The following is a 20065-nucleotide window of genomic DNA, read 5'->3' on the forward strand; positions in this document are numbered from 1 at the left end:
GTATTATGCCGTAGCGGGGCAGAAAATTGTTACCTATATCATTTACCCGATGCGGATAATTAGGTAAAAATAACCCTCTAAAGCCTCTCTGTAGAAAGGAGTTTTCCCGCATGGCCCTTAGCCCGACAGATATGAAAATACTTGAAATCCTGCAGGATGATGCGCGCGTGACGAACCAGGTGCTGGCAGAGAAAATAAGCCTTTCAGCCTCGCCGTGCTGGCGCAAAGTCCGCAAGCTGGAAGAAGATGAAGTCATTCAGGGCTACCGTGCTGTACTTGACCGCAAAAAAATTGGTCTGGGCGTGATGGTTTTCATCCGGGTCGTCATTGACAGTCACAGCGAAGCCGAGGCCCGAAAATTTGAAGAGGAAGTGACTGCGCTGGAGGATGTGGTGGCCTGCTACAGTATCGGTGGCGATGCTGACTTCCTCCTGCAGGTGGTGGCGTCAGATCTCGACTCCTACGCCGATTTTGCCATGTCCGTGGTACGCCGGTTACCCGGCATCAAAGAGATGCAGAGCATGTTTGTGCTGAAGGAGATCAAACCACTCGTGACTTATCCTATTAAGAAAATGCCTGAATAGATGATGACACTGGCCTCGCTGAGGATGGCGGTTTCAGGCCGGGCCCTTTTGCCGGTCGGCCATCGCCGGTTAAGCGGGCGTCCGCTGTCTGCGGCATCAGGGCATTGCCTCCCGGTTACTCAGCTGAGCATCGGGCAGTCAATTGACCTGCCCGCCAGAAAACCTGCCAGGGTGAATCCACATTTCCTGCCCGCAGGCACTGCTCCTGCAAAGCCTGTGCAACGAAGATCCCGTCAGTCAAGCCCGTCATCGCTGCTAATCCTAAATTTCGCATCTATAATTCAGTGACTCAGGCCCAGGCATCGCATCCGGCTGACCCGCTAAGCCGCGTTTGAGTGCCTGAACGTCAACGTGTCAGCGAACAAACGCCATTCCATCCTGCACGATGCCTGCCAGGTTAACGATGCCCATTACTGACTGAATTAAGGAAGCCTCATGATCTTTTCTCTCAAAAATCAGGTTGCGCTGGTCACCGGCGCCAGCTCAGGTCTCGGCTATGCCTGTGCTGAAGCTCTCGCCAGAGAAGGTGCCTGTGTGGTGGTTAACTACCACAGTCAGGCGGAACCGGCAGAGAAACTGGTTGAAAACATCCGTGCAGACGGTGGACGTGCCATCGCAGTTAAAGGAGATGTATCGAAAGAAGCGGACGTGCAGAACCTTTTCGACCAGACGATTGCTGAATTTGGCAGACTGGATATCCTGGTCGCAAACTCAGGGCTTCAGAAGGATGCGCCTTCCATTGAGATGACGCTTGAGGACTGGAACACCGTTATTAACGTCAACCTCACCGGCCAGTTCCTGTGCGCGCGCGCTGCGTTGCGACAGTTCCGCAGCCAGGAGCACCGCCCTCACCTCAGCCGCGCGGTGGGAAAAATTATTCATATGAGTTCGGTTCATCAGCTTATTCCCTGGGCCGGACACGTCAACTATGCCGCGTCAAAAGGCGGGGTTGATTTGCTGATGAAAAGCCTGGCACAGGAAGTGGGTGAAGATCGCATACGCGTTAACTCCGTGGCCCCCGGCGCTATTGCCACGGCCATCAACGAGGAAGCGACGCAGGGCGAGGCAGGCAAAGAGTTATTGAAACTCATTCCTTACGGGCGCATCGGTGCAGCTGAAGACGTGGCGAACGCCGTCGTATGGCTTGCCAGCGATTTATCTGACTACGTTCATGGGACAACGCTATTTATCGATGGCGGTATGAGCCTGTACCCTGGATTTCGCGACAACGGGTGACCGTGAGTCGCTGGTGCAGGAGATGGACGGCGGGTTTATATCCATCAGCCAGTACGAAATCCGGAACAGGAGGTCCGGATTTCGCACGCCCGCTGCTATAAATTACACGCCAGCAAGCTGAACACTCCCGTCACTGCGCCGTGGCTTCATACCAGTGGAGCGGAAAAATAGGGACTCAATGTTCATCTTCATCCGGCGTAAGCAAACGCGTCCGGCATACGTCCAGAATTTCATCAGCGAGCCCGGAGTTGTCCGGACAGGCCCGCGAAAGCATTATCGCACCCACAAGATGCGCAAGGGTATTGATCAGTTCTGCGCGCGTTGCTTTTTCTGATTCCAGTATAGACAGTTGCCGTTCAAGCCCGGCCGCAAATGTCTCCTGAATGGATTCAGACTGACGGGCTGCATCAGTCCCCAGAGCCGACATGACACATCCCTTTCCTCTATCATCGCGATGCTGTCTGGAAAGATAGTATTCGATAAACGTTTCGCGACTCACACCCTGGGTTTTTTCTGCGGATTGCGCAAAACCGCAGCGCATCGCTTCGGCTAACAGATCAGCTTTAGACCCGAAATGCTTATAAAACCCGCCATGTGTTAATCCTGCGGCTGACATCAGTTCTGCAACGCCTACTCCATCATAACCACGCTCGCGAAAAAGCGCTGACGCGGTTTCAACGACCCGCAACCGGTTTTCACGAACCTGCTCTTTGGACACTTTCATATTTTACCTCCTGACACAGAGCCTGATTATACATTGATTATGATCATAATCAAACCAGTTGACATTAATGATTACGATCATCATCATTAAAAAATTACTTTTGCCCTTACTTCACCGAGGAATGATCATGACCAATGACGCGCTATTTCAAACTTATGAACTGGGGTCCATCACGCTGGCAAATCGCATAGTGATGGCTCCGCTGACCCGTAACCGGGCCGAAGCAGGACTGGTGCCGGGCGAATTGGCAGCGACTTACTACGCGCAACGTGCCACGGCAGGATTACTGATAACCGAAGCCACGCAGATTTCTGAGCAGGCGCAGGGCTATCAGGATACGCCTGGCATCTACACCCAGGCGCAGATTGACGGCTGGCGGAAAGTGACTGACGCAGTGCATGCGAAAGGTGGGCGCATATTTGTACAGCTATGGCACGTGGGTCGGATTTCACACGTCGATTTACAGCCCGGCGGCGCTGCACCAGTCGCACCCTCGGCCATCCGCGCTGAAACTAAAACCTTTGTGAACAACGGATTCGCTGACGTCTCTGAACCCCGCGCCCTTGAACTGCATGAAATAAACGAGATTGTCGCTGACTTCAGACAGGCGTCGGCTAATGCCATTGCCGCCGGTTTTGATGGCGTAGAAATACATGGCGCAAATGGCTACCTGCTGGAACAGTTCCTGAAGGATGGTGCCAACCAGCGGACCGATGAATATGGCGGTTCTGTAGAGAATCGTGCGCGCCTGCTGCTGGAAGTCGTGCAGGCCGTCAAAGATGAGATCGGCGCAGAGCGTACGGGCGTTCGCATCTCACCTGTCTCTCCCGCCAATGCGATTTCATGCAGCGATCCACAGCCACAATATGACTATGTGGCAGACCAGCTTAATGCTTCAGGTATCGCCTATCTGCACGTCGTTGAAGGCGTAACGGGCGGTCCCCGTGATGCAACGCCGTTCGATTACACGTCGCTGCGTCGCCGCTTCAGAAACACCTATATCGCTAATAATGGCTATGACCTGGCACTGGCATCTGAGCATCTTGCACAGGATAAAGCCGATTTATTCGCGTTCGGCCGCCCCTTCATTTCTAACCCTGATTTAGTCGAAAGACTAAAAACGGGCGCGCCTCTGGCCCCTCTCAATCCTGAAACACTGTATGGCGGTGGAGCACAAGGCTATACCGATTATCCGTCACTAAACGATACCAGCGAATAAATTCCTGGGTGTGCTTAACATACTTCGCCGACGGCGATTCTTACCCACTAACAAAGAAGATAAAATGATGAAAAAACCTTCAGTTCTTATCACCGGGGCATCCGCAGGTATTGGTGCGGTCTATGCAGAACGGTTTGCCCGCCGTGGACATGACCTTGTTCTGGTTGCTCGCGATAAAACAAAACTGGAAGCCCTTGCGAAACGACTGCGAGAGGAACACACCATTTCCGTGGATGTTCTGCCTGCCGATCTGACTCAAGCGGGTGATTTAACCACAGTAGAAGCGCGCCTGCGTGAAGATGCGGGGATAGGTATTCTTATCAATAACGCAGGTATCGCTCAGTCCGGCAGTTTTACCGAGCAAACACCGGATTCCATGGAAAAGCTTATCGCCTTAAACGTAACCGCCCTGACGCGACTTGCCAGTGTTGCGGCTACCCGTTTTGCCGACGCCGGAGAAGGTTCAATCGTCAATATCAGTTCAATCGTTGGACTCGCCCCGGAATTTGCTATGACGGTCTACGGCGCAACCAAAGCCTTTGTTCTGTTCCTGTCTCAGGGAATGAACGTAGAGCTGTCATCAAAAGGGATTTATATCCAGGCGGTACTTCCGGCGGGGACTTACACCGAAATATGGAATCGCGCCGGTATCGACATCACTAACGCGCCGAAAATGATGGAAGTCAGCGAACTGGTTGACGCCGCTCTGGCAGGCTTTGACCGCCGCGAGCTCGTGACGATTCCGCCTTTGCACCATGCTGAGCGCTGGGATGTGCTGGATACCGCCCGTCAGGGGCTGCTGTCAGACATCAGACAGGATGAAGCAGCAGATCGCTACAAAACGTTGTAATAAAAGTCATTTCAGCGGAACCCTCCATCGGGGTTCTGCTGAGAGTGAAGCCAATGATTAATCTGCGGCTGCGTCTCTTTTCCTGCAGAAAAATCCAAACGCAAACTTAAGGTCATACTCATCATGACACCAATACGTGTAGCACTTGTGACTGGCGCATCTTCAGGAATTGGCGAAGCCTCTGCTAATAAACTTCTTGCGGCGGGTTATCGGGTCTATGGCACAAGCCGGCGTGGTCCGGCGGCAGGTGAACACGCTTTTCCCTTACTGCCACTGGATGTGACGGATGACGCGTCGGTTAAGGCTGCCATTGAGGCGTTAATCCAGCGGGAGGGCCGAATCGACCTTCTCGTGAACAACGCGGGCTTCGGGGTTTCTCCGGCAGCCGCAGAAGAGAGTTCTATTGAGCAGGCGCGGCAGATCTTCGACACCAATTTTATGGGTATTGTAAGAGTGACACGGGTCGTGCTGCCCCACATGCGCCATCAGGGCAGTGGGCGCATTATTAACATCGGTTCGATTCTCGGCATCGTGCCATTGCCCTATGTCGCCCTGTATGCCGCCAGTAAACATGCCGTAGAGGGATACTCGGGGGCACTCGATCATGAACTGCGCACACAGGGTATCAGGGTCTCCGTCATCGAACCGGCATACATAAAAACGCAGTTTGAAGCTCACAATATAGAACCAGACGCAAAGCTTGAAGCGTACGAACTCATTCGGGCTAAGTTAACGAAGGTGGTCAGTAAGGCAATGGCTACAGCAGAAAGCGCTGAGGTGGTGGCAGAGGTCGTGGTTAACGCGGCGCAGAGCGCACGGCCAAAAGTACGCTATACAGCAGGAACGCTGGCTGCAAAACTCAATTTTATCCGCCGTTTTGCGCCCGCTTCATTGCTCGACAAAGTTGTGCGAAACAGCCTTCAGCTTGATGCGAGAAATGAATGATGAAAACCCGAACGATGAAAGCTTTTACGTTTAAACGCTACGGAAAATCACCTGAAATGGGGTTTGAAGAGAGCGATTATCCTTCTCACGGCGCTGAAGACATTCTGGTGAAGGTGTATGCCGTAGGTCTGAATCCCATCGATAACATGATCCCTGCGGGAACGTTCAAGCCGGTTTTGCATTTTAAGCTGCCCGCTACGCTCGGCAGCGATCTGGCGGGTGTGGTTGTCGCAACGGGGAGTCGCGTGACGCGCTTTAAGCCGGGTGATGAGGTTTACGCCAGCATTTTCGACACCGGTACGGGTTCTCTGGCTGAGTATGCGCGGGTTCATGAAAGTCACGCCGCAATAAAGCCAAAGAATCTGGATTTCGTTCAGGCGGCTTCGCTTCCGATGGTGAGTCTGACGTCATGGCAGGCATTCACAGAGAGAACCTCTCTGCAGCCAGGACAGAAGGTCTTTATTCCGGCAGGTTCAGGAGGCATCGGCAGCTTTGCGATTCAACTGGCGAAACATCTTGGCGCAAAGACAGGAACGACGACCAGTACGGCTAATGTGGAATGGGTCAGTCGGCTGGGTGCAGATGAAGTGGTTGACTATAAAAAACAGGAATTCGAACAGGTGCTGAAGGATTATGATGTTGTTCTCGGCACGCTCCGTGGGGATGCCATTGAGAAATCCACGCAGATCCTAAAACCCGGTGGAAAAATAGTCTCTCTGATTGGACCTTTAGACGCTGATTTCGCGCGAGCCAGACACCTGAACATCGTTCTGCGGCTAATATTGGGCCTGATGAGCCGAAAGATTGTGCGGCTTACAAAAAAACGTGGCCTGCATTATTCCTTTCATTTTGTGCGTCCCGATGGCAATCAGCTCAGCCATATAGCCAGCCTGATTGAAGCGGAACACATTAAGCCGGTGATCGACAGAGTTTTCCCTTTCACTAAAACTCAGGAGGCGCTTGACTGGCTTCAACAAGGGCGTGCAAAAGGTAAAGTTGTGGTTAAGGTTCAGCAGGAATAGCCCCCGACTCTCATCGGGAGCGAAAGATCATTCTGTACGCTGGCGGCAGAGATTGGCATCAGGATTACGGGTCTGTGAGCGCACTCTCTGCCGGGCACCATCTCCCTCCGCTGTTCGTGCTGTGCTACTGTTGACCCATACCGGGTTTTGCTCAGAGGAGGGTGACATGTCTCCCTTTTATCAATTTAAGGCCGCCAGCCTCAATGGTGAGCTTATCTCAATGAACGACTTCGCAGGCAAAGTGGTTCTGGTGGTGAATACCGCCAGCCATTGTGGATTCACGCCCCAATACGCAGGTCTTGCAGACCTCTATAAAAAGTATGCTGCTCAGGGACTGGTGGTGTTGGGATTCCCCTGCAATCAGTTCGGTAAACAGGAGCCCGGCGGAGCCGACGAGATCGCGCAGACATGCCACATCAACTATGGTGCGAGTTTCCCGATGTTCGGCAAGGTAGAGGTTAATGGCGCCGCAGCCCATCCGATTTTTCGGTACCTGAAAGAGGAATTGCCCGGCGTGCTGGGTGGGCGTATTAAATGGAACTTTACTAAGTTCCTTATCGGGCGCGACGGCAAACCGATCAAACGATTTGCCCCAACCACCACGCCCGGGAAAATGGAAGCCGCCATTATTGCTGCCCTTTAAGGGGCTGCATTAAAGGCATGCAGCCCTGAGTGAGCAAAGCGTTTATTGCAGCGGCTCTGCCAGCGTAATAATCCACAACTCGCTGTCCGATTCAGGTTTCTCTAAGGGTTTCAGGCCAATGGTCGTTGCCACGGGCTTATCATCAATCGTGAGCGTCCCCTGCCCGGTCACCTGATAATCTTTACGCTTCTTACCTTTAACCGGATTTTGCATGACCGCTTTCACGCCGAAGTCATTGTCATTGGCGATCGCGAGCGTTTTCCTGTCGATAAGCGCCAGTCCTTCAGCCTTCTCCTGCTGCCAGCCGAGTTGACGTAAATCGGCCACCAGGGTTTTATCGGCCAGCTTAATACCGCGCTGCGCCAGCGCTTTCTCGTCATTAAATTCCGGATAGTCGCCCGGCTTATCAAAGGCTGTAAGATCGGTAGCCGGGCTGAGATCGACCTTGTAGATAAGGTTGCGCATTGTGTCGTTTTTGTCGCTGCCTTGCTCAATCAACAGGATATGCTGATTGTCTATCGCCACAATATCGCCAATTTTTGCGTCATTGTTTTTACTGTAAACCCCACTGTCGATGGGGTAGCCATACATCGCGGTTTTCCCGGTCGCCGGATCAAAGCTCACCAGACGCGTAAATCGCGCCTGCTTTTTACTTTTACCGTCAATATCCAGCGTGCTTTGTACTGCGGCGATGATGCGCCCATCCGGCATGCGGGTGATCCCTTCAAAGCCGCGATTTGGCTGACGCCATTTGAGAATATTCGGCAGACCGCCCGCCAGAGCTTTCTCTCCCTCTGCGGCCTGCGGTCCGTGAATGGCCAGAATAGTGCCACGCTCATCAACGTTAATCAGGAACGGGCCATATTCATCACAGAGCCAATACCCGCCCTTTCCATCGGGCGTAATGCCTTCTGTATCCAGACCGCGATTATCGCCATGCAGCACTTTCAACGTATCGCTTAGCGCGATTTCATTAGTTGACCCGATGACGTCATTCTGTAACGGCAATCCATTAATACTCCCTTTATTGTCATGCAACGGTCGGGCATCCGTGGCCTGAGCTTTGCCGTTCTGAACCCGAATTCTCATCAGCAGTGGCGCGAAGTCTGGCGTGACAAAGATTTTTGACTCTTTCTTACCCACATCAGGCGAATCAGCATTCGGTCCGCGATCGGTGACCGTTTCAAATGTCAGCGCATCCCCTTCCTTGCCTGTAAATAACAAACCGGAGCCAATGCCCACTGGCAACCCCTGAGGAAATGCACTGGCGAACGCGCCGTTGTAACTGACACGCGTTCCTTCCGGAAAACTGACGATGTAGCGTTCCACCTGCGGCTGCGCCGCGAATGTGGATAAAGAGAGCACACAACTGGTAACCAGAGATATCGCTTTTATTTTCATATTTCTAAAATCCATGAAGGGAAACGCACAGCGTGAAGAATGAAAATGACAGGAAAATGAAATAACCTGGAAACATTCACGGCTAAAAGCTTGATTATTACACTGTTGAGAAGAGTGGCTGGATAGGGAGGAGTGTATAGCTTCAATGAAAGCCGTTCACGGCAGCATACCCGTGACGCGAATCCGGCAGGCAGATTCGATAGCACACGACGGGCATGATATCGTTCTGGCCTTCTCCCGGATAACAGGACGGGCATAGTGTCTGACAGGAATGGGATTAATCAGCCAGGCTTGACGGCGTTATGACCACTGTGATGACACCGTAAGCTGATTGTTCGCCGGAGCAGGAGAAATAGAGTATTCAGAGAGCGTTTCCCGCCAGCTTGATGATTGGCTAAGGCGCTGCTGACTCAAAAAACTGGTAAGAACCATCACGCCGTGCTTTGGCCTGATACATCGCCTTATCCGCATTTTCGAATAACATTTTGGCCGATACCGTGCCGAAGCGGGCAAGACTGATACCGATCGCTGCGCCGATGCGCACATCCATATTATTAATAGCAAATGGCGCCTGAAGACTGTCAATAATACGCTGAGCAATAGCAGATGCGGTTTCGCGATTATGACACTTTGCTGCCACGACAAACTCATCGCCGCCCAGTCGCGCTACGGAATCTCCGGGACGCATGCAGCGTTGCAGCCGTTGACTCACCTGTTGCAATAGCGCATCGCCCGTCGCGTGCCCCATCAGATCATTTACCGCCTTAAAGCCGTTAAGATCAATAAACATCACTGTGGTGTAGGCCTGATCCTCCACCTGAGACAGCATGCCGCCCACTTTCTCAATGATCCAGGCGCGGTTATGCAGGCCGGTCAGCGTGTCCAGGGTCGCCAGCTTCTCAAGATCACGCATCCGCTCTTTGTCTCGCGTGATGTCGCGCGACACCAGTACGGCACCAATGTTTTTTCCCGTATTAGGATTGGTGACGCCACAGGCTTTGGTGCCCAGATTGATGTAGTGACCGTCACGATGCAGTTTGCGCACTTCCACCACATCCGGCCATACTCCCCCGCTAAAGATGCATGAGAGTGTTTCAGTGGCAGCGTCATGATCGTCGGGATGCAGGAAATCCAGTACTAACCTGCCCACCACCTCTTCGGCGGTCCAGCCAATCATTTCGCTATAAGAGGGTGAGATCGACACGTAGCGGCCTTCCGCATCGCAATGGGCAATAAGATCGGTGCTGTTTTCAATTAACAGACGATATTCTGCCGCCGTGCGCAGCGCATCCTCCAGCGCTTTACGCTGTCCGGTGACATCAAGAATGAAGCCGTTATATTGCAGATGAGATCGCCCGGGCAGGGAATCCGGCAGGCCAGACAAAAGGACACGGCGCGTCTTACCGTCCAGACAGTGAATAGGCACTTCGATATGAAAAGGCGTGAGTTCTTCCAGCGCTGCAGTCAGTTTCTGCGCAACTTTCGCATCGTCGTCAGCCTGCGCCAGCCTCAGCCATGAACTCAGCGTCACGCCTTTCAGTTCAGGCATCATACCCGCCGGGCTTGCCTGACTGGTAATGCAGATACCCTGGGCGTCAGTAGACCAAACAGCGGTAAAAGAGGGTTTGATCATTGTGTTCATGGTGGCCGACTCCGATGTTGCTGACGATATTAACTGTGCGCAATACTCGTCGCTACACACCTGATTATAACCGTAAGTCCCCGCCTGCATCTAAAACAGGCCTGGGCACAGGTTTATCATTGCAAAAATACCCGCCATAAACACTGGCTTAAACCGGCGCCACTGCGGCTACCGTTTTTGAGTCACCCTTTCCCTATGAGTCTGCGCAAAACGTCCATGACAGTATGCAGTGTCAGAAGTATCAGCCTGAGTATATCGGCGCATCGGGACAGAATCTTTAGTCACATCCCTGATATATCAGGGATGTGAAACGCTGGAGGGACAGCTTATCTGAAAACCTTTACGCCGCCAGCGCCGTCCCTTTCCTCCTGTAACAGGGATTAGTCACTCTGGCTGGCCCTTACGGCATTCACAACAGGAGATTGACGGTAATCTGAGACACTGTGCTGGCGCGCTGTGATTCTTTAATTTTATTGCTTATAGATGGATGTTTGTCAGAGAGTTTTATTTGCGCCTGTCTGGCTACCCGCATCCAATCACGAAAACCAGCTTTCCGTCCGGATAAAAAATAACATGTGATTACATTGTGATGTGGGCACTTCATCTGAAATTCAGGTCTCATTTCAAAACGCCCTTCCCGATTCACGCCACGTTAAAAATCCTGTTAGGGAAATCTTTTTCATTCCTTCAGCTTAACATTTTCTTAAGATTAATCTCATAGAATCGCTGCGATATTAGCCCATGTTGGGCTTTTCCGGAGCACGACCTCATGCAAAATAACAACACAGCCTCTCACTCCCTAAGCAAAGTTCCGGCCGTCACCGCGGCTTTCTGGTTAATCAAAATTGCAGCGACAACCCTGGGTGAAACCGGTGGTGATGCAGTGACCATGTCGATGAATCTGGGTTATCTGACCGGGACACTGATATTTGCCATCATCTTCCTGGTCGCGGTGGTGGTGCAGATTAACCGTCACAACTTCAATAAATGGATTTACTGGTTCACCGTGGTCGCCACAACCACAGTTGGCACGACGATGGCAGACTTTGCCGATCGCTCGCTGAACATTGGCTATCCAGGGGGCACGCTGCTACTGAGCACACTACTGGTTCTCTCTCTGTTCCTGTGGAAAATCACCTGCGGCACAGTCGCAGTAAGCTCAGTCAACAATGGGGTCACGGAGTGTTTTTACTGGGTCACCATTATGTTCTCTCAAACACTGGGCACAGCATTGGGTGACTGGACGGCAGACACCGAAGGGTTGGGTTACGATGGCGGGATCCTGCTGTTTGTTGGGGCACTTGCTATTATCTGGGCTGCCAGTCGCTTTACGTCACTTTCCCGCACAGCGCTTTTCTGGGCAGCCTTTATTCTGACCCGACCTTTAGGTGCCGTTGTCGGCGACTTTCTGGATAAACCCCTTGCCGCAGGTGGACTGGCGCTGAGTCGATACGGTGCCTCGCTGACGCTGGCACTGATCATTATCACCTGTATGGTCGTACTGCCACAGCGACCGGCGATAAAGACGGCAACCGAAAATTAAAAAGCGCGACCCTTAGACTTACAGGTCACGCTTTTACAGATGTCATCAGGGCCGCCAGCAATGGCGGCTTTTATATTTCTGGTGCGTCATGGTTCGCAGACAGCGAAATCAGACTGAGCGCTCAAAAGAGATGTTATGACCCTCGGGCGCGGCGGAGGGCACCGGCAGACTCTCTGCTGGCTCCTGCATCTTTACCCGAAATGCGGTGTTACTGGCATCAAGAAAAACGGTTCTCAGATGACGATTACAGATAAACCATATTTCATCGCGGTCATTTGAAAGAATGTAGTAAGCATCTGAAGTTTCGGAGGGGTTAAAACAGCCCAGCGCCCGATAAGCCGTCTGGGGCGTAAAACCACTCGAAAGCGGCAGCGGCCTGGGGCCATGCGCTAACTCCTCAATCCGAAGGTAAAGTCCCTGTTCGAGCCACAGCATAATGTCACTCCCTGAAGCCAATGAAATCGGGCTGAATGTATCGGAGTGCCTTAGCGCGAATCAGAATGCACGTCACGACAGCATCAGATAATCGGGCAATCTGTCCGACATTCAGAATAATTATCCTGATCTGAGCATAGCAGCGGTGCGTTCTTGTGCTTTTTTATCTTCAGGAATTGTCGGGTTACTCAAGCCGGCTGGCGATCAGCCGCAACTGTTCGGCAATCTGCTTTAAATCCCGCTGCTGCTGCCCGGCGCTACCGGTTGAACTGCGCACCACCAGTTTTGCTGGCAGAATGGAAGAGGAACGCTGATCATCCTCTTCACTGGCTAACAACAGACGCGACACCGCTTCTTTACCCTGTAAATCCAGATCCAGCGATACCGTGGTTAACGCCGGATGGAAGAAGGCGCTTTCATAGGTGTCGTCGTAGCCAATCACCGAAATTTGCCCCGGCACCGCCACGCCGCGCTGATGCAGTGCGCTCAGCACACCCAGCGCCATCTGGTCATTGCCCACGAGCAGCGCGCTGAATTCCGGCGCTTCCCGCAACAGTTGCAATACACCGTTATAACCACTCTGCGCATCCCAATTGCCGTGGCTGACACTGACCGGCTTCAGACGATAACTTTCCAGCGTATCCAGCCAGCTCTTCAACCGCAGATTGGCAGAGACCGACTGCTCAGGCCCGGCCAGCAGCGCGAATTCGCGATGCCCCTGCTCATACAAATATTTGACGCTGGCGCGAGTGCCGTCAGCCGGGTTAAACGAAACGTTAAACACCGAACTGTAGGGATCAACATCCAGGAACAGACAGAGTATGTCCTGATTCTCCTCCACGACCTGTTCTGCGTCAGCACTCTCCAGCGGGACGTTGATAATGACTTTATCCACCCGCTGAGACTTCAGTTCATTGATACAGTCCTGCAGGCTTTGGTTGACGTTCTCATCTATCATCGCAATCAGTACCTGATAGTCCGCAGCATTGGCATAACGTTTAACGGCGGCGGCCACCTGAGAAGGCGCATGCAGGGCGAGCGATGTTGTCACCAGACCAAGCGTGGTGCTCTGCTTACCCACCAGCTGCTGCGCCAGTCTGTTAGGCACGTAACGCAGGGTCTCAATTGAGTGCTCCACCTTGCGCCGCGTTGATTCCGAGACATTTGCCGACTTATTCAAAACCCGTGAAACCGTCTGATACGACACGCCAGCATGACGGGCGACATCCTCTAAGGTGGCATTTTTTGATTTCATAATTCGCATCCCTGATGACCGAAGTCGGCATGGTATCACAGCCGCAGTGACAGCCAGGCTGCCGCAGTCACATTGCGGAAATAAAAATTAAAAGTAATACCTTCACATAGTAAAATTTGGTGATCCAATTCACTAATCGTTACAAATAGCGCCGCTTTATTTGCAGTACGTCACACATTATCGCGATTTTATTTGTCACTCATCTGACAAAAGACGTTTACTGCCGCTGTCATGTGAACGTATTACAAATAAAAATTGAGGATAACATGGAAACAAGGTTACGTACTGCTGCTGTGGCGCTTGCTGCGGCCCTGACCTCCCCGACACTCTATGCCGCTATCGACAACATTGATTTCCATGGCTATCTGCGTGGTGGCGTGGGCGTATCGCAGGATGGCGGTATTGAAGAGTATCAAAAAAACAAGGTCGGCCGTCTTGGCAACGAAGCCGACACCTATGGCGAGGTTGAGCTGGGCAGCGAGGTCTACAAAAAGGACGACGTGAGTTTCTATGTCGACACCATGGTCAGCATGTTCTCCGACGGCTCAAACGATAACGAAACCACCTTCGGCGATGATGCGCAGTTTGGTTTACGTCAGCTGAACCTGCAGATAAAAGGACTGGTGCCGGGAGACAAAGATGCCGTGATCTGGGGCGGCAAACGCTACTACCAGCGTCACGATCTGCATATCATTGATACCAAATACTGGAATATTTCCGGTTCAGGTGCCGGTATCGAAAACTACACCCTGGGTCCGGGCGCTATCTCGTTTGCGTGGATTCGTGGCGACGCCAATGATGTGGATTACCGCGTGGATGGCGATAACGACGTCAACATTAACTACCTCGACCTTCGCTATGCCGGCTGGAAACCCTGGAGCGGTGCCTGGACCGAGTTTGGTGTTGACTACGCCATGCCGAACACCACGAACAAACAGAAAGAATATGGTGGCCTGTATGACGCGGATAACGGCGTTATGCTCACCAGTGAGATCAGTCAGGATATGTGGGGTGGCTATCAGAAACTGGTGTTCCAGTATGCCAACAAAGGCCTGGCACAAAACATGATCTCGCAGGGCGGCGGCTGGTATGACATGTGGAACGATACCAGCAATGCCACCGGCTATCGCGTGATCAATACCGGCCTGCTGCCGATAACCGATAAATTCTCCCTGAATCAGGTCTTCACCTGGGGCTCAGCCGATGATATCACCGCGCAGACAAGCAAAAGTACGCTGCTGTCGCTGGTGGGCCGTGGACAGTATCAGTTTACACAGTATGTCCGTGGTATCGGCGAAGTCGGCAGTTTCTGGCAGAAAGATGAGAATAAAGTGGGCAGCGACTATAAAGCGGCGGGACAGAAATATACGCTGGCGCTGGGCCTGGCAGCCGGTCCCGAATTTATGTCTCGTCCGGAACTGCGTCTGTTTGCTTCTTACCTGAATGATTCAGAAGACGGACACAGCTTCAAAGACAACACCAGTAACAACACCTGGAACTTCGGCGTACAGGTCGAAGCCTGGTGGTAACAGAGCAGTCTCCTCATTGTGATCATTGTTAAGCTCTTATGCAGGGGCTTATTTGGATAACCGGCGACGGTTATCCATTTTTTTGCATCATATTTTTACAGCGGTTTATCGCTCTGGCTTAAAGAAACGTTCTTCCAGCAACTGACGCAACTGGTCAGACTGCTTACCAAAGATTGCATGTACCTCATGCCCCAGGATCACCACGCCAATCGCCCCCGCTTTCTGTAATCCCGCCGTATCAACTGCCTTCAGCGACGTTACTTTTACCCGTAGCCGGGTTAAACAGGCGTCAACCTGCTGAATATTCTCACGCCCGCCAAAACAGTTCACCAGACGCTCCAGTAGTGCGCTGTCTACCTCAAGCTCTTCCACCGTCAGCGGCTGCCGACTGAAATATTGCTTAAACGATTTCAGACTCAACATGTTGTTCTCCTTCAGATAATAAAAAAGGCGGGCAATGGCCCGCCACTCACGACTGATTAATGAAAACGCGGGGGACATGCCTGGGAACGCTCACTGAATATACACGCTTCCTGCATCTATCCTGTTAGCAGCCTCTAAAAAACCGGCTCCCTATAAACAGTTAAATTCAGACCTTAGTACAGGCAAGGCCAAAACCATAAGCGATGGGAGCCAGTGCCTGTAGCAAAGCATCACGGGCCATGGAGAATAACGCCGGGAGCGTTTCTGAACAACGCAACGCGTTGGAGCGGTAACGGACGCACCTCAGGAATGAGGTGCGTAATAGCCTGTGTTGAGCGGACAGGGGCGGCATCTTTTGTGTCTTTGCCCAGGGCGCTGGTCCTCTGCGCCTGTGCTCAAACGGCCTGCCACCGCCACTAAATTTGCCCCTGACCGCTTACTGCCTCCGGTTATACCGCTCCCTGCGCCATAGGTCCGCTCAAAACTCTGCACCCCCACGGCCCCAGCGTCAGCGATCCCCCAACACTCATGCCATCCACCAAATCACTCAGCCCGGCGGGCAACGACAGCTGCTGCGTCTGAGCGGTAAAGTTCTGCACAAACAGAAACGCCTGCTCACCGTCAGTTTGGCGCTGAACCACCACGCCCGGCGGCAACTCGCCCGCCAGTGCACGCGGTAAACCCAGTTGCTTAATCAATGCGCCATAAAAATCCCGATGGAATGACAGGTCGTTACGCGATGCGATATACCAGGCTTTGCCCTGACCGACGCGATTCATCGTCACCGCCGGGGTGCCGGCATAAAAATCACTCTCGTAACTGGCCAGCGCAGTCGCACCCTCCAGATGAATATGTTCACAAAGCTCTCTGGCCTGATAAGGGCCGCTCAACCCCAGTTCATTGCCGCGCACACCGCGCACGCCGTTAAACTCCTCGTCGGTCAGGCTGTCGATCTCTTCTGACCAGATACCGAGCAGCGGCCGCAATGGACCCGGGAAACCGCCGGGATAACAAAGGTCACTCTCATTGACGATGCCACTCCAGTAACTGGCCACGAAATGCCCGCCCCGTTCAACATGCTGCTCTGCACGCGCCGCGAAACCGTCGCGCACCATATAGAGCATTGGTGCAATCACCAGATCGTAACCACTGAAATCGCTGTCGCCATTAATCACATCTACCGCAACACCCTGCTCCCAGAACGCCCGATAATGCTCGTTTACCGTGCGCTCGTAATGCAGACCCAGATTGCGCGGCCCCTGAGCGTTGTCCATCGCCCAGCGACTTTCCCAGTCGAAAATAATGGCAACACGCGCCTCGACCCGGCTGCCCATTACGGGCGTCATAGCGGCCAGCATCCGGCCCAGTTCACTCACTTCACGACCGGTGCGCGTATCCAGATGACCGACATGATCGATGACTGCGCCATGAAACTTCTCGACCGAACCCCGGCTCTTGCGCCACTGGAAATATTGCACCGCGTCCGCACCGTGGGCGACCGCCTGCAGTGAAGAGAGAATATGCATACCCGGCTTCTTTAACTTGCTGGTCGGCTGCCAGTTGGTCGCACCCGGCGTCGACTCCATCAGCACAAACGGCTTGCCCTGCTTGAGGGTGCGCATCAAATCGTGATACATCGCGGTATAACAGGCGAGCGTGGTCTCATCCTTCTCGTTGTGCCACATCGGGTAGCTATCCCACGAGATAAAATCGAGCGCCGGTGCCAGCTTCCAGTAATCGTAGTCGTAGAAATATTCCATAAAATTGGTGGTAGCAGGCAGATCGGGATTGGCCTGCTTCAGTGGTTTAATCTCCTCACGGCAGAAGTCAGTCACCTGATCGGTCATAAACCGCCGCCAGTCCAGATTCAGACCATGAATAGACATCTCACCCTGTGGCGCAGGTGACACAATCTGTGACCAGTCGCTATACGTGTGACTCCAGAAGTCGCTCCACCAGGCCAGATTCAGCGCCTCCAGCGTCTCATAACGGCGCTGCAGCCAGCCGCGAAAGGCCTCCTGACAACGATCGCAGTGACATTCACCACCATATTCATTGGAAATGTGCCAGCCGATCACCGCCGGATGGTGCGCATAACGCGCCGCCAGCCTGCTGTTCATCGCCTGCACTTTCTGACGATAAACCGGCGAGGTCATGCAATGGTTATGGCGGCCGCCATGCAACGCCGGAACGCGATCGCGCCCTGTGCGCAGCACCTCAGGATAGGCCTGCGACATCCAGGCCGGACGTGCCCCGCTGGGTGTTGCAAGAAATACCGAAATGCCTTGCAGCCACAGCGTGTCGATGACCTCATCCAGCCAGCCAAATTCATAGCGGCCTTCTTCCGGCTCCAGCTTCGCCCAACTGAAAATACCCACCGACATGACGTTACAGTTCGCCTGCTTCATCATTTCAACGTCGTCATTAATGATACCCGGCTGATGCGCCCACTGTTCCGGATTGTAGTCAGCACCATGCAGCAGCCGGTTAACCCGGGCGCTGAGCGGGGGAAATTTATTCATACCTGTTCCTCAGAGGAAGACATTAGCGTTAGCGCTAAGCGTTAATGAAAAACCTGCAGCGAAGGCAGCGCCTTGCCGTGACAGTCAAACAGCGCCTGGTTTTCGCGGGCGTTTCCCTGTTTCCATTCGTCGTGGATATATTTCATGCCAGCCGGTGTCGCCCAGGTATTGCCTGGTGCGGGGATCCACGCGGGCTCCCAATAGACCACGCCCTTGCCGCGATGGTCCGGCACCGCCAGCACCGCCTTAATCAGGTCATGCAGGTATGCCGCCTGACCCGCGACCGTGCCAGGATAGCCACCCGCTTTCTCCTCTTTGGCCTGGAAGCTGTTTTCAGCATTGTCACAGTTTTCCAGCGTGTAGCCGTAAGCGGCCTCCACCACCATGACATCCTTGTTATAGCGTCGTGAGATATCATCCATGTTGGCTTTCAGAGCGCTGACAGGACCGTTCCAGTAGGTGTACATCGACAGACCAATCACATCGAACGGGACATCACGCTTAACGATTTCATCGAACCACCAGCGGAAAGTGTCATTCTTCGTGCCCTCGGCCAGATGCAGCATGATCTTCACCTGATGCGGATCGCTGAGGTTCTCGCGCAAACCGCTGATACCGGCCTTCAGCAAACCCGCCAGCCGATCAAACTCGCCGCCGTTCTGGCCCCAGCTCTTACCTTCTGGCCAGAGCATGCCGCCGTTAAGTTCGTTACCAATCTGCACGATATCCGGCATTACACCTTCCGCTTTAAAGCGGGCGATGGTGTCGCGCGTGTAGTCATGCACCTGGGTTTCCAGCTGCGGAAAGGTCAGCGATTGCCAGGCTTTGGGCTTGAACTGCTTGCCGGGATCGGTCCAGAAATCACTGTAGTGAATATCAAGCAGCAGCTTCAGTCCCGCTGCTTTGACCCGCTTCGCCAGCGCCAGCGTGGTCGCCAGATCGTTGCCGCCACCGCCGTAGGTATGACCGCTGCCGTCAGTGGGATCGACCCACAGTCGCAACCGGATGGTGTTGATACCACTGGCTTTCAGAATGGCGATGGCGTCCTGTTGCTGGTTGTTCGCGTTGTAAAATTTCGCGCCCTGCTTCTCCAGCTCAGCCAGCGATGAGATATCTGCTCCCTTGATAAAATCGGCTGGCCACGGCCCGGCAGAGGCGATGACAGGCTGATCGGCGGCGAGCAGCGGTGTCGCCCAGGCCAGTGCCAGGGCGAGAATCAATGTTTTTGGCGTCATGATTTATCCTTTAGTACTGCCTGAGGCGAGGCCGGAAACGAAGTATTTCTGCAGGGCCAGATAGAACACCGCGACCGGCACGGCGATCAGCACCGCGCCCGCTGCATAAGTGGTGTAACTGGCACCCATTTTTTGTGACACCAGGTTATAGAGTCCAATGGGCAGCGTGAACTGCTCCGGCGTTCGCAGAATGGTGCTGGAGAGAATAAAATCACCCAGCGGCCCGGTGAAAGAGAACAGCGCCACCACCGCCAGAATCGGCTTCGACAGTGGCATGATGATCTCCACGAAGATGCGGAAATTACCTGCCCCGTCCATGCGCGCCGACTCATCCAGATCTTTGGGAATCGAGTCGAGATAGCCCTTCATCAGATAGGTGTTCATCGGGATCATCCCGCCGACATAGATCAACACCAGCGCCAGATGGCTGTTGATTAATCCCAGCAGCTGCGACAAGACGAAAATGGCGATGAGCGCCGAAAACTGCGGGATCATCTGCAGCAGCAGAAACAGCATCAGGCCGTTCTGCCGCCCCTTAAACCGAAAACGGGAAAAGGCGTAGGCGGTACAGCTGACGCTGATCAACGTCAGCACCATGGTCAGAAAACTGATTTTCATCGAGTTCCAGTACCACGTCATATACGGCACCGTGCCATTGAACAGGTCGCGGTAGTGCTGCAGCGACGCATTCTCCGGAATGATTGAACTGCTGAGCAGGCTGTTACCTGCATTCAGTGATGCGCCTACCGTCCAGACCAGCGGATAAATAATGATGGTCGAGACGGCCAGCACCACCAGCCAGGTCAGCGACAGGCGTATCCACCTTTCGCGTTTAATACTGCCGGACTTCGCCATAC

18 protein-coding genes are annotated in these 20065 nt (G+C 53.3%); 9 read left to right on the top strand and 9 right to left on the bottom strand.

The genetic code is table 11. From position 1 onward, the window contains the following. Positions 1 to 110 precede the first annotated feature (110 nt). Positions 111 to 584: an Lrp/AsnC family transcriptional regulator gene (locus AC6I77_RS21145; protein WP_003851630.1), complete on the top strand. Its 474-nt coding sequence runs from the start codon at positions 111 to 113 to the stop codon at positions 582 to 584. A gap of 435 nt (positions 585 to 1019) precedes the next feature. Further along, positions 1020 to 1820 (top strand): SDR family oxidoreductase, encoded by an 801-nt coding sequence (locus AC6I77_RS21150; protein ID WP_003851631.1) that lies wholly within the window; start codon positions 1020 to 1022, stop codon positions 1818 to 1820. A gap of 175 nt (positions 1821 to 1995) precedes the next feature. Here the strand turns inward: AC6I77_RS21150 and AC6I77_RS21155 are convergent, their stop codons facing one another. Beyond that, entirely contained in the window at positions 1996 to 2544 is a 549-nt protein-coding gene (locus AC6I77_RS21155) for a TetR/AcrR family transcriptional regulator (RefSeq protein ID WP_105099668.1), read from the bottom strand. Between the two features lie 127 nt (positions 2545 to 2671). Between AC6I77_RS21155 and AC6I77_RS21160 the strand changes: the two genes are divergently transcribed. From AC6I77_RS21160 to AC6I77_RS21180, 5 genes are all read left to right on the top strand, one after another. After that, positions 2672 to 3763: an alkene reductase gene (locus AC6I77_RS21160; protein WP_497817312.1), complete on the top strand. Its 1092-nt coding sequence runs from the start codon at positions 2672 to 2674 to the stop codon at positions 3761 to 3763. Between the two features lie 67 nt (positions 3764 to 3830). Beyond that, on the top strand, positions 3831 to 4613 hold the full coding sequence (locus AC6I77_RS21165) for an SDR family NAD(P)-dependent oxidoreductase (RefSeq protein ID WP_497817351.1): 783 nt from the start codon (positions 3831 to 3833) through the stop codon (positions 4611 to 4613). 123 nt (positions 4614 to 4736) lie between these two features. Beyond that, positions 4737 to 5558, top strand: a complete 822-nt coding sequence (locus AC6I77_RS21170; RefSeq protein WP_497817313.1) for an oxidoreductase — start codon at positions 4737 to 4739, stop codon at positions 5556 to 5558. Then, complete coding sequence (locus tag AC6I77_RS21175; protein ID WP_497817352.1) at positions 5558 to 6580, top strand: NADP-dependent oxidoreductase; 1023 nt, start codon at positions 5558 to 5560, stop codon at positions 6578 to 6580. The genes AC6I77_RS21170 and AC6I77_RS21175 overlap by 1 nt, the downstream gene beginning before the upstream one ends. 166 nt (positions 6581 to 6746) lie before the next feature. Next, the gene (locus AC6I77_RS21180) at positions 6747 to 7223 is read left to right on the top strand and encodes a glutathione peroxidase (protein WP_497817314.1); all 477 of its coding nucleotides are present in this window, start codon (positions 6747 to 6749) and stop codon (positions 7221 to 7223) included. A 42-nt stretch (positions 7224 to 7265) separates the two neighbouring features. Here AC6I77_RS21180 and AC6I77_RS21185 read toward each other — a convergent pair whose 3' ends face one another. Next, a complete protein-coding gene (locus AC6I77_RS21185; RefSeq protein WP_497817315.1) occupies positions 7266 to 8624 on the bottom strand; it encodes an esterase-like activity of phytase family protein in 1359 nt (452 codons plus the stop codon). Between the two features lie 394 nt (positions 8625 to 9018). Then, positions 9019 to 10266 (bottom strand): sensor domain-containing diguanylate cyclase, encoded by a 1248-nt coding sequence (locus AC6I77_RS21190; protein WP_033762496.1) that lies wholly within the window; start codon positions 10264 to 10266, stop codon positions 9019 to 9021. Between the two features lie 769 nt (positions 10267 to 11035). On the opposite strand from AC6I77_RS21190, the gene AC6I77_RS21195 reads away from it, so the two are divergent. Beyond that, a complete protein-coding gene (locus AC6I77_RS21195) occupies positions 11036 to 11809 on the top strand; it encodes a COG4705 family protein (protein WP_003851656.1) in 774 nt (257 codons plus the stop codon). A 108-nt stretch (positions 11810 to 11917) separates the two neighbouring features. Here AC6I77_RS21195 and AC6I77_RS21200 read toward each other — a convergent pair whose 3' ends face one another. Both AC6I77_RS21200 and AC6I77_RS21205 read right to left on the bottom strand, forming a co-directional pair. Next, positions 11918 to 12244, bottom strand: coding sequence for a hypothetical protein (locus tag AC6I77_RS21200; RefSeq protein WP_003851658.1), 327 nt, complete (start codon positions 12242 to 12244; stop codon positions 11918 to 11920). 184 nt (positions 12245 to 12428) lie between these two features. Then, positions 12429 to 13499 (bottom strand): LacI family DNA-binding transcriptional regulator, encoded by a 1071-nt coding sequence (locus AC6I77_RS21205; RefSeq protein ID WP_003851659.1) that lies wholly within the window; start codon positions 13497 to 13499, stop codon positions 12429 to 12431. A 266-nt stretch (positions 13500 to 13765) separates the two neighbouring features. Between AC6I77_RS21205 and AC6I77_RS21210 the strand changes: the two genes are divergently transcribed. After that, positions 13766 to 15028, top strand: a complete 1263-nt coding sequence (locus AC6I77_RS21210; protein ID WP_003851661.1) for a maltoporin — start codon at positions 13766 to 13768, stop codon at positions 15026 to 15028. A gap of 105 nt (positions 15029 to 15133) precedes the next feature. Here the strand turns inward: AC6I77_RS21210 and AC6I77_RS21215 are convergent, their stop codons facing one another. The 4 genes from AC6I77_RS21215 to AC6I77_RS21230 form a co-directional block, all read right to left on the bottom strand. Further along, positions 15134 to 15451 (bottom strand): PTS sugar transporter subunit IIB, encoded by a 318-nt coding sequence (locus AC6I77_RS21215; RefSeq protein ID WP_312545842.1) that lies wholly within the window; start codon positions 15449 to 15451, stop codon positions 15134 to 15136. Positions 15452 to 15900: 449 nt separating this feature from the next. Further along, a complete protein-coding gene (locus AC6I77_RS21220; RefSeq protein ID WP_497817316.1) occupies positions 15901 to 17973 on the bottom strand; it encodes a beta-galactosidase in 2073 nt (690 codons plus the stop codon). A 41-nt stretch (positions 17974 to 18014) separates the two neighbouring features. Continuing rightward, a complete protein-coding gene (locus tag AC6I77_RS21225; protein WP_033762504.1) occupies positions 18015 to 19208 on the bottom strand; it encodes a glycoside hydrolase family 53 protein in 1194 nt (397 codons plus the stop codon). Positions 19209 to 19211: 3 nt separating this feature from the next. Further along, positions 19212 to 20063, bottom strand: coding sequence for a sugar ABC transporter permease (locus AC6I77_RS21230; RefSeq protein WP_003851665.1), 852 nt, complete (start codon positions 20061 to 20063; stop codon positions 19212 to 19214). Between the last annotated feature and the right edge of the window lie 2 nt (positions 20064 to 20065).

Source organism: Pantoea sp. X-Soil-ISGK-259, assembly GCF_059730705.1.

Excerpts from the sequence above, each read along its gene's own strand:
- AC6I77_RS21200 (WP_003851658.1), bottom strand. The coding sequence starts at position 12,244 with ATGCTGTGGCTCGAACAGGGACTTTACCTTCGGATTGAGGAGTTAGCG.
- AC6I77_RS21180 (WP_497817314.1), top strand. The coding sequence starts at position 6,747 with ATGTCTCCCTTTTATCAATTTAAGGCCGCCAGCCTCAATGGTGAGCTT.
- AC6I77_RS21205 (WP_003851659.1), bottom strand. The coding sequence starts at position 13,499 with ATGAAATCAAAAAATGCCACCTTAGAGGATGTCGCCCGTCATGCTGGC.
- AC6I77_RS21195 (WP_003851656.1), top strand. The coding sequence starts at position 11,036 with ATGCAAAATAACAACACAGCCTCTCACTCCCTAAGCAAAGTTCCGGCC.
- AC6I77_RS21190 (WP_033762496.1), bottom strand. The coding sequence starts at position 10,266 with ATGAACACAATGATCAAACCCTCTTTTACCGCTGTTTGGTCTACTGAC.
- AC6I77_RS21210 (WP_003851661.1), top strand. The coding sequence starts at position 13,766 with ATGGAAACAAGGTTACGTACTGCTGCTGTGGCGCTTGCTGCGGCCCTG.
- AC6I77_RS21215 (WP_312545842.1), bottom strand. The coding sequence starts at position 15,451 with ATGTTGAGTCTGAAATCGTTTAAGCAATATTTCAGTCGGCAGCCGCTG.
- AC6I77_RS21185 (WP_497817315.1), bottom strand. The coding sequence starts at position 8,624 with ATGAAAATAAAAGCGATATCTCTGGTTACCAGTTGTGTGCTCTCTTTA.
- AC6I77_RS21230 (WP_003851665.1), bottom strand. The coding sequence starts at position 20,063 with ATGGCGAAGTCCGGCAGTATTAAACGCGAAAGGTGGATACGCCTGTCG.
- AC6I77_RS21145 (WP_003851630.1), top strand. The coding sequence starts at position 111 with ATGGCCCTTAGCCCGACAGATATGAAAATACTTGAAATCCTGCAGGAT.
- AC6I77_RS21225 (WP_033762504.1), bottom strand. The coding sequence starts at position 19,208 with ATGACGCCAAAAACATTGATTCTCGCCCTGGCACTGGCCTGGGCGACA.
- AC6I77_RS21165 (WP_497817351.1), top strand. The coding sequence starts at position 3,831 with ATGAAAAAACCTTCAGTTCTTATCACCGGGGCATCCGCAGGTATTGGT.
- AC6I77_RS21170 (WP_497817313.1), top strand. The coding sequence starts at position 4,737 with ATGACACCAATACGTGTAGCACTTGTGACTGGCGCATCTTCAGGAATT.
- AC6I77_RS21220 (WP_497817316.1), bottom strand. The coding sequence starts at position 17,973 with ATGAATAAATTTCCCCCGCTCAGCGCCCGGGTTAACCGGCTGCTGCAT.
- AC6I77_RS21160 (WP_497817312.1), top strand. The coding sequence starts at position 2,672 with ATGACCAATGACGCGCTATTTCAAACTTATGAACTGGGGTCCATCACG.
- AC6I77_RS21155 (WP_105099668.1), bottom strand. The coding sequence starts at position 2,544 with ATGAAAGTGTCCAAAGAGCAGGTTCGTGAAAACCGGTTGCGGGTCGTT.
- AC6I77_RS21150 (WP_003851631.1), top strand. The coding sequence starts at position 1,020 with ATGATCTTTTCTCTCAAAAATCAGGTTGCGCTGGTCACCGGCGCCAGC.
- AC6I77_RS21175 (WP_497817352.1), top strand. The coding sequence starts at position 5,558 with ATGAAAACCCGAACGATGAAAGCTTTTACGTTTAAACGCTACGGAAAA.